This window comes from Mycobacterium sp., from assembly GCF_046091765.1.
Classification (GTDB): Bacteria; Actinomycetota; Actinomycetes; order Mycobacteriales; family Mycobacteriaceae; genus Mycobacterium.
In genome coordinates, this window is the sequence record NZ_JBJTCF010000031.1 from 1 (window position 1) to 7,872 (window position 7,872).

General features: G+C 70.9%; 7 protein-coding genes. 2 read left to right on the forward strand and 5 right to left on the reverse strand.

The window, feature by feature from the left end; genetic code table 11:
• The 4 genes from gatB to gatC form a co-directional block, all read right to left on the reverse strand.
• Positions 1 to 1,274 (reverse strand): Asp-tRNA(Asn)/Glu-tRNA(Gln) amidotransferase subunit GatB (gene gatB, locus ACKOB8_RS02795; protein ID WP_526375414.1); only part of this gene is annotated, 1,274 nt, incomplete at its 3' end.
• Positions 1,275 to 1,376: 102 nt separating this feature from the next.
• The gene (locus ACKOB8_RS02800; RefSeq protein WP_526375416.1) at positions 1,377 to 2,408 is read right to left on the reverse strand and encodes a 6-phosphofructokinase; all 1,032 of its coding nucleotides are present in this window, start codon (positions 2,406 to 2,408) and stop codon (positions 1,377 to 1,379) included.
• A 30-nt stretch (positions 2,409 to 2,438) separates the two neighbouring features.
• Positions 2,439 to 3,926, reverse strand: a complete 1,488-nt coding sequence (gene gatA / locus ACKOB8_RS02805) for an Asp-tRNA(Asn)/Glu-tRNA(Gln) amidotransferase subunit GatA (protein ID WP_526375418.1) — start codon at positions 3,924 to 3,926, stop codon at positions 2,439 to 2,441.
• Positions 3,927 to 3,933: 7 nt separating this feature from the next.
• Positions 3,934 to 4,233 carry an Asp-tRNA(Asn)/Glu-tRNA(Gln) amidotransferase subunit GatC gene (gene gatC, locus ACKOB8_RS02810; protein ID WP_526375420.1) on the reverse strand — a complete coding sequence of 100 codons (300 nt, stop codon included), beginning with the start codon at positions 4,231 to 4,233 and terminating at the stop codon, positions 3,934 to 3,936.
• 105 nt (positions 4,234 to 4,338) lie between these two features.
• On the opposite strand from gatC, the gene ACKOB8_RS02815 reads away from it, so the two are divergent.
• On the forward strand, positions 4,339 to 4,998 hold the full coding sequence (locus ACKOB8_RS02815; RefSeq protein ID WP_526375426.1) for an ACT domain-containing protein: 660 nt from the start codon (positions 4,339 to 4,341) through the stop codon (positions 4,996 to 4,998).
• 7 nt (positions 4,999 to 5,005) lie between these two features.
• Here the strand turns inward: ACKOB8_RS02815 and ligA are convergent, their stop codons facing one another.
• Complete coding sequence (ligA, locus tag ACKOB8_RS02820; protein ID WP_526375422.1) at positions 5,006 to 7,081, reverse strand: NAD-dependent DNA ligase LigA; 2,076 nt, start codon at positions 7,079 to 7,081, stop codon at positions 5,006 to 5,008.
• 64 nt (positions 7,082 to 7,145) lie between these two features.
• Between ligA and ACKOB8_RS02825 the strand changes: the two genes are divergently transcribed.
• On the forward strand, positions 7,146 to 7,872 hold a 727-nt coding region (locus tag ACKOB8_RS02825), incomplete at its 3' end, for a DUF222 domain-containing protein (RefSeq protein WP_526375424.1).

The following is a 7,872-nucleotide window of genomic DNA, read 5'->3' on the forward strand; positions in this document are numbered from 1 at the left end:
TCGCCCTCGCCGGCCAGCACACCCTCGACCACCTGACGGGCCAGCTTGTTGGACAGACTGCCGTCCTCGACCATGGCGATCACCGCGGCCACCTGGGCCGGGGTGATCGGCAGCGCGTCGAGCTCCACCCCGGACTCGTTGGCCTTCTGCACCAGGAAGTTCCCCCACCACGCCCGGGCGGCCTCGCTGGATGCGCCGTGACCCACGGTGGCGGCCACAAGGTCGACGGCACCGGCGTTGACCAGGTCGCGCATCACCTCGTCGGAAATCCCCCACTCCTGCTGAATCCTCTTGCGCGACAACCACGGAAGCTCGCCGATGGTCTCGCGCAGCCGCTCCACCGTCTCCCTGCTGGGTGCCACCGGTTCCAGGTCGGGCTCGGGGAAGTAGCGGTAGTCCTCGGCGGTCTCCTTGTCCCGCCCCGGTGAGGTGTGGCCGTCCTCGTGGAAGTGGCGGGTCTCCTGGTGCACCTTCCCGCCGCCGGTCAGCACCGCGGCCTGACGGCACATCTCGAAGCGCACGGCGACCTCGACACTCTTCAGCGAGTTGACGTTCTTGGTCTCGGTGCGGGTGCCGAACTCCGACTGCCCGATCGGCCGCAGTGACACGTTGGCGTCGCAGCGCAGCGAGCCCTGATCCATCCGGACGTCGGAAACCCCGAGGGCGCGCAACAGGTCCCGCAGCGCGGTGACGTAGGCGCGGGCCACCTCCGGCGCACGCCCGCCGGCGCCTTCGATCGGCTTGGTGACGATCTCGATCAGCGGCACCCCGGCCCGGTTGGCGTCGAGCAGCGAGGTCGTGGCGCCGTGGATCCGGCCGGTGTCGCCGCCGACGTGGGTGAGCTTGCCGGTGTCCTCCTCCATGTGGGCGCGCTCGATGTCCACCCGGAAGGTGGTGCCGTCCTCGAGGGGGACGTCGAGGTGGCCGTTGAAGGCGATCGGCTCGTCGTCCAGGGAGATCTTATAGTTCTTCGGCTGATCGGGATAGAAGTAGTTCTTCCGGGCGAAGCGCGACCAGCCGGCGATCTCGCAGTTCAGTGCCAGACCGATCCGGATCGCCGACTCGACGGCCGCCGCGTTCAGCGTGGGCAGCGCACCAGGCAGGCCCAGGCACACCGGGCACACCTGGGTGTTGGGTTCGGCTCCGAAGTCCGTCGGGCAGCCGCAGAACATCTTCGTGGCCGTCGACAGCTCGACGTGCACCTCGAGGCCGAGCACCGGGTCGAAGCGCGCCACCACGTCGTCGTAGTCCAGCAGTTCGGCCGTCGTCGTCACGGCCCCGATCCTAGTGGGGCGGGTTCCCCCCGCGAGCAGACGCATACGTCGCCGACACGCCGGTGTTAGGGGACCCTTTGCGTCTGCTCGGCAGGAACAGTCTCAGCCGAAGAACGCCGCGGCGTCGTCGTAGCGGCTCTGCGGAACGAGCTTGAGCTGGCGCACCGCGTCGGCCAGCGGTACCCGCCCGATGTTCTCCCCGCGCAGCGACACCATCACCCCGTACTCCCCGGAATGTGCGGCATCGGCGGCGTTGACGCCGAAGCGGGTGGCCAGCACCCGGTCATAGGCGGTCGGGGTGCCGCCGCGCTGGATGTGACCGAGCACGGTGACCCGGACCTCCTTGCGGATGCGCTTCTCGACCTCGTAGGCCAGCTGCTGGGCCACCCCGGTGAACCGTTCGTGGCCGAACTCGTCGACGCCCCCGCTGCGCAGCTCCATCGACCCCTCGGCCGGCTTGGCGCCCTCGGCGACCACGCAGATGAAGTGCGAGGCGCCGCGCTGAAAGCGCTTCTTGACCAGCCGGCAGACCTCCTCGACGTCGAAGGGCTGCTCGGGGATCAGCGTCATGTGCGCGCCGGAGGCAAGTCCGGCGTTCAGCGCGATCCATCCGGCGTGGCGCCCCATCACCTCGACCAGCATCACCCGCTGGTGGGACTCGGCGGTGCTGTGCAGCCGGTCGATCGCCTCGGTGGCGATCTGCAGCGCGGTGTCATGGCCGAATGTCGCGTCGGTGCAGTCGATGTCGTTGTCGATGGTCTTGGGGACTCCGACGACGGGAACGCCGTGCTCGGTCAGCCAGTGCGCGGCGGTCATGGTGCCCTCGCCGCCGATCGGGATGAGCACGTCGATCCCGTTGTCCTCCAGCGTCTGCTTGACCTCGGCCAGACCGGCGCGCAGCTTCTCCGGGTTGGTCCGGGCGGTGCCGAGCATGGTGCCGCCCTTGGCCAGCAGCCGGTCGTTGCGGTCGTCGTTGTGCAACTGGATGCGCCGGTTCTCCAGCAGGCCCCGCCAGCCGTCGAGGAAGCCGACCACCGACGAGCCGTAACGGCCGTCGCAGGTCCGCACCACGGCACGGATGACGGCGTTGAGCCCGGGGCAGTCGCCGCCGCCGGTGAGGACTCCGATGCGCATGGGATTATCTTGCCGGTTGCCGGGGGACGATCAGACCGGAACGGGCAGCGGGCCGCGGGCCGCCTCGTAGGCGGCGCCCACCCGGTAGAGCCGGTCGTCGGCCAGATCCGGCGCCATGATCTGCAGGCCGACCGGCAGGTTGTCGTCCGGCGAGAGACCCGACGGCACCGACATGCCGCAGTGCCCGGCCAGATTCAGCGGCAACGTGCACAGGTCGAACAGGTACATCGCCAGCGGGTCGTCGACCTTCTCGCCGAGCCGGAAGGCGGTCGTCGGGGTCGCCGGCGACACCAAGACGTCGACCTTCTCGTAGGCCTTGGCGAGGTCTCCGGCGATCAGCGTGCGCACCTTCTGGGCCTGGTTGTAGTAGGCGTCGTAGTAGCCGGCCGACAGTGCATAGGTGCCGATCATGATGCGCCGCTTGACTTCCGGGCCGAAGCCGGCCGCGCGGGTCAGCGCCATCACCTCCTCGGCGCTGTGCGTCCCGTCGTCGCCCACCCGCAGGCCGTAGCGCATGGCGTCGAAGCGGGCCAGGTTGCTCGAGACCTCCGAGGGCAGAATCAAGTAGTAGGCGCTCAGCGAGTAGTCCAGGTTCGGACAGTCCACCTCGTCGACCTCGGCACCCAGCGCGGCAAGTTGCGCCACGGCGGCCTCGAAAGAGGACAGCACGCCGGGCTGGTAGCCCGCACCGCTGCGCAGCTGTCTGACCACGCCGATCCGCACGCCCTTCAGGTCGCCGTCGGCGCCGGCCCGCGCCGCGCTCACCACATCGGGGATGGCCGCGAACAGCGAGGTGGAGTCGTGCGGGTCGTGCCCGGCGATCACCGCGTGCAGCAGCGCGGTGTCTCGGACCGTGCGCGCGCACGGTCCGCCCTGGTCCAGCGACGACGCGCACGCTACCAGTCCGTAGCGCGACACCGTGCCGTAGGTGGGCTTGACCCCGACGGTGGCGGTCAGCGCGGCGGGCTGGCGGATCGACCCGCCGGTGTCCGATCCGACGGCCAGCGGCGCCTGGAACGCCGCCAGCGCGGCGGCACTGCCCCCACCCGAGCCGCCGGGCACCCGCTCGGTGTCCCACGGGTTGCGGGTCGGGCCGTAGGCGGAGTTCTCCGTGGAGGAGCCCATCGCGAACTCGTCCATGTTGGTCTTGCCCAGAATCGGGATGCCGCATCGCCGGATGCGGGCGGTGACCGTCGCGTCGTACGGCGAGGTCCAGCCTTCGAGGATCTTCGAGCCGCAGGTGGTCGGCATGTCGGTGGTGGTGAACACGTCCTTGAGCGCCAGCGGGACCCCGGCCAGCGGCGAGGGCAGCGGCTCCCCCGCGGCGACCTTCGCGTCGATCTCCGCCGCGGTCGCCAGGGCGGACTCGGGCGCCACGTGCAGGAAAGCGTGGTAGCGCTCGTCGGTCGCGGCGATGCGGTCCAGATGAGCGCGGGTGACCTCGACCGAGCTGAGTTCCCCGGCGGCGATCTTCTCCCCCAGCGTGGCCGCCTCCAGGCGCACGATCTCCTCGGTCACCGGCCGCTCACTCCGGCTCTCCGAGGATCTGCGGGACGGCGAAGCGGCCGTCCTCGGCGGCCGGCGCCTCGGCCAGCGCCTGGGCCTGGGTGAGGCTGAACTGCACGACGTCGGCCCGGGTCACGTTCTCACTCGTCAGTGGGTTGCCGGTGGGCTTCACCCCGGTCACGTCGACGGCCTGAATCTGCCCGACATAGGCCAGGATCGCGTCGAGTTGTCCGGCGAAGGCGTCGATTTCGTCGTCGGTCAGCGCCAGCCGGGCCAGCTTGGCCAGCTTGGCGACGTCGTCGCGGGAGATCGTGGACACGGGGGGTAAGCCTAGGCGTTGCCCACCGAACGTCGAGTTGTGGCGGCGAAAAGCCGGTTTCCGCGCCACAACTCGACACTGGGCAGACTGTGAAACAGTGTGGCCGTGCCGTCCTACCTGTTGCGGGTCCAGCTCGAGGATCGCCCCGGCAGCCTCGGCGCGCTGGCTGTGGCCCTGGGCACCGCGGGCGCGGACATCCTCTCGCTCGACGTGGTCGAACGCGGGGCGGGGTTCGCCGTCGACGACCTGGTGGTCGACCTGCCCGCCGGGACGATGCCGGACGCGCTGATCACCGCCGCCGAGGCGATCAAGGGCGTGCGGGTGGATGCGATCCGGCCGCACACCGGCCTGCTCGAGGCACATCGCGAGCTCGAGATGATCGACCACGTGGCCGCCGCCGGCGACCGGCAGGCGAAGCTGGCGATGCTGGTCGAACAGGCCCCGCGCGTGTTGCGGGTGGGCTGGTGCACGGTGGTCACCCTCACCGACTCCGGCCCACAGCGGGTGGTCGGCAGCGCGGCCGCCCCGGAGACCCAGGCCGCCGCCACCCCGTGGCTGCCGATCAGCCGGGCCGCGGCGCTGGACGGCACCGCCGACTGGGTGCCCCCGCTGTGGCGGGAGATGGACACCACGCTGGCCGCCGCACCGTTGGGCGAGCCGCACACCGCGATGGTGCTGGGCCGTCCCGGCGGTCCGGAGTTCCGGCCTTCCGAGGTGGCCCAGCTCAGTCACCTGGCCGGCATCGTCGCCACCATCCTCGGGTGAGCGTCGATCAGACGGGCGGTCCCTCGGCGAGCAGCCGGACGAACCCGTCCTCGTCGAGGACCGGGATGCCCAGTTCGACGGCCTTGTCGTATTTCGTTCCCGGCGCGTCGCCGGCCACCACGAACGACGTCTTCTTCGACACCGAACCGGCCGCCTTGCCGCCGCGGGCGATGATCGCCTCCTTCGCCTCGTCGCGGGAGAACCCGGTCAGCGAGCCGGTCACCACGACGGTCAGCCCGGTGAGGGTCGGTTCGATGCCGGTGTCGCGCTGGTCTGCCATCCGGACTCCGGCCGCGCGCCACTTGTCGACGATCGCGCGGTGCCAGTCCTCCTCGAACCACTCGCGCAGCGCGGCGGCGATGGTCGGACCGACGCCCTCGACTTCGGCGAGTTGTTCCTCGCCCGCGTCCATGATCGCGTCGATGCTGCCGAACGCGCTCGCCAGCGCGCGCGCCGCCGTCGGCCCGACGTGCCGGATGGACAGCGCGACCAGGATCCGCCACAGCGGCCGGTCCCGCGCCTGCTGCAGGTTCTTCAGCAGACGGGCGGCGTTGGCGGAGAGTTTGCCGCCCTTGGTGCAGAAGAACCCCGACTGCAGCAGGGCGTCCTCGGAAAGGTCGAACAGATCGCCCTCGTCGGTGATGATCGACGCCTCGAGCAGCGCCGTCGCGGCCTCGTATCCCAGGCCCTCGATGTCCAGCGCGCCACGCCCGGCGATGTGAAACACCCTCTCCCGCAACTGAGCCGGGCAGGATCGGGCGTTCGGACAGCGGATGTCGACGTCGCCCTCCTTGGCCGGGGCGAGCTTGGTGCCACACTCCGGGCAGTGGGTGGGCATGACGAACTCACGCTCGTCACCGGTGCGCAGGTCGACGACCGGACCGAGCACTTCGGGGATGACGTCGCCGGCTTTGCGGATCATCACCGTGTCGCCGATGAGAACGCCCTTGCGCTTGACTTCCGAGGCGTTGTGCAGGGTGGCCAGGCTGACCGTCGACCCGGCGATGCGCACCGGGGTCATGAACGCGAACGGGGTGACCCGCCCGGTGCGGCCGACGTTGACCCGGATGTCGTTGAGTGTGGTCTGCGCCTCCTCGGGCGGGTACTTGTAGGCCACCGCCCAGCGCGGCGCGCGCGAGGTCGCGCCCAGACGGCGCTGCTGGGCGAACTCGTCGACTTTGACCACCACGCCGTCGATTTCGTGGGCGATGGTGTGGCGGCGCTCGCCCCAGTAGCCGATGCGCTCCTGCACCGCGGCCAAACCCTGCACCCGGGTGGTGTGCCCGGAGACCGGCAGACCCCACGCCTTGAGCGCGGCGTAGGCCTCGTGCAGCGTCTTCGGCGCGAATCCTTCCGCGCGACCCAGGCCGTGGCAGATCATCCGCAACGGACGCCGCGCGGTGACCGCGGGGTTCTTCTGCCGCAGCGAACCGGCCGCGCTGTTGCGCGGGTTGGCGAACGGCGGCTTGCCGTCGGCGACCAGGCTGGCGTTGAGGTTCTCGAAGTCGGCCAGCAGGAAGAACACCTCGCCGCGCACCTCCAGCAGCTCGGGGATCGGTAATCCCTTTGCCTTAGTGAGGTTTTCGGGGACGTCGCCGATGGTGCGGGCGTTGAGGGTGACGTCCTCGCCGACCCTGCCATCACCGCGGGTGGCGGCCCGTTCCAGCCGTCCGTCGCGGTAGACCAGGGCCAGTGCGACCCCGTCGACCTTCAGCTCACACAGGTAGTGCGGGTCGGCGCCGATCTCGTTCTCCACCCGGACCGACCAGGCGATGAGCTCCTCGGCGTCGAAGACGTCGTCGAGGCTGAGCATGCGCTCGAGGTGCTCGGCGGCGGTGAACTCGGTCGCGAAGCCGGCGCCGCCGACCAGCTGGGTGGGCGAGTCGGGTACCCGCAGTTCGGGGTAGCGCTGCTCCAGTGCCGCCAACTCGGTGAACAGCGCGTCGAAGTCGGCGTCGGAGATGACCGGCGCGTCTTTGATGTAGTAGCGGAACTGGTGGCCGCGCACCTCGTCGGCGAGGTCCTGCCAGCGGCGGCGCACGTCGGGGTCGATCGGATCGGTTTCCGGGTCGGCGGGAGCCACTGTCGCAGGCTAGCCCGGTCGGGGGCTCGCGGAGTTGTCGGACCGTCCGGTTAGTGTCGAATATATGTTCGAGGGCTGTGATGAGGCGGGCCTGCTGGCGGTGATGGGCGATGCCCAGCGCGCGGAGCGGGTGGCCACCGCCCGGCGGGTGCTGGCCGCGGGCCGGTTGTGTCAGCGCCGGATGGCCGCCGCCGGGGCCCAGCAGCGTGAGCAGTGGTGCGTGGACAACTGGGAGGCGGTGGCCGCCGAGGTCGGCGCGCAGCTGGGCATCACCCGGGGGCGGGCCTCGGCGCTGATGAACTACGGGGTGGAGCTGCTCGAGCGGCTGCCGCGGCTGGGGGCGGTGTTCGCCGCCGGGCTGGTGGACTTCGCGGTGATCACCGCGGTGGTGTTCCGCTGCGGGCTGATCGTGGACCCCGCCGCGCTGGCCGGCATCGACGCCGCGCTGGCCCGGCGGGTGGGCGCCTTCAACGCGCTCTCGCGGCGGCGGGTCGCCGAGATCGTCGATGCCTGGGTGAGCCACTTCGACCCCGAGGCACGGCGCAACGCGCGTCACGCGGAGAGCGACCGCCACATCGGCTTCGGGGAACCCCGCGACGGGATGGTCCAATTCTGGGGGGCACTGCGCGCCCCCGACGCCGCGCTGCTCGAGGCGCGCCTGACCCGCCTGGCGACCGGGGTGTGCCGCGCGGACTCCCGCACCCTCGAGCAGCGCCGCGCCGACGCGCTGGCCGCCCTGGCCGACGGGCAGACCCAGCTGGGCTGCGACTGCCCCGCCCCCCACGACACCC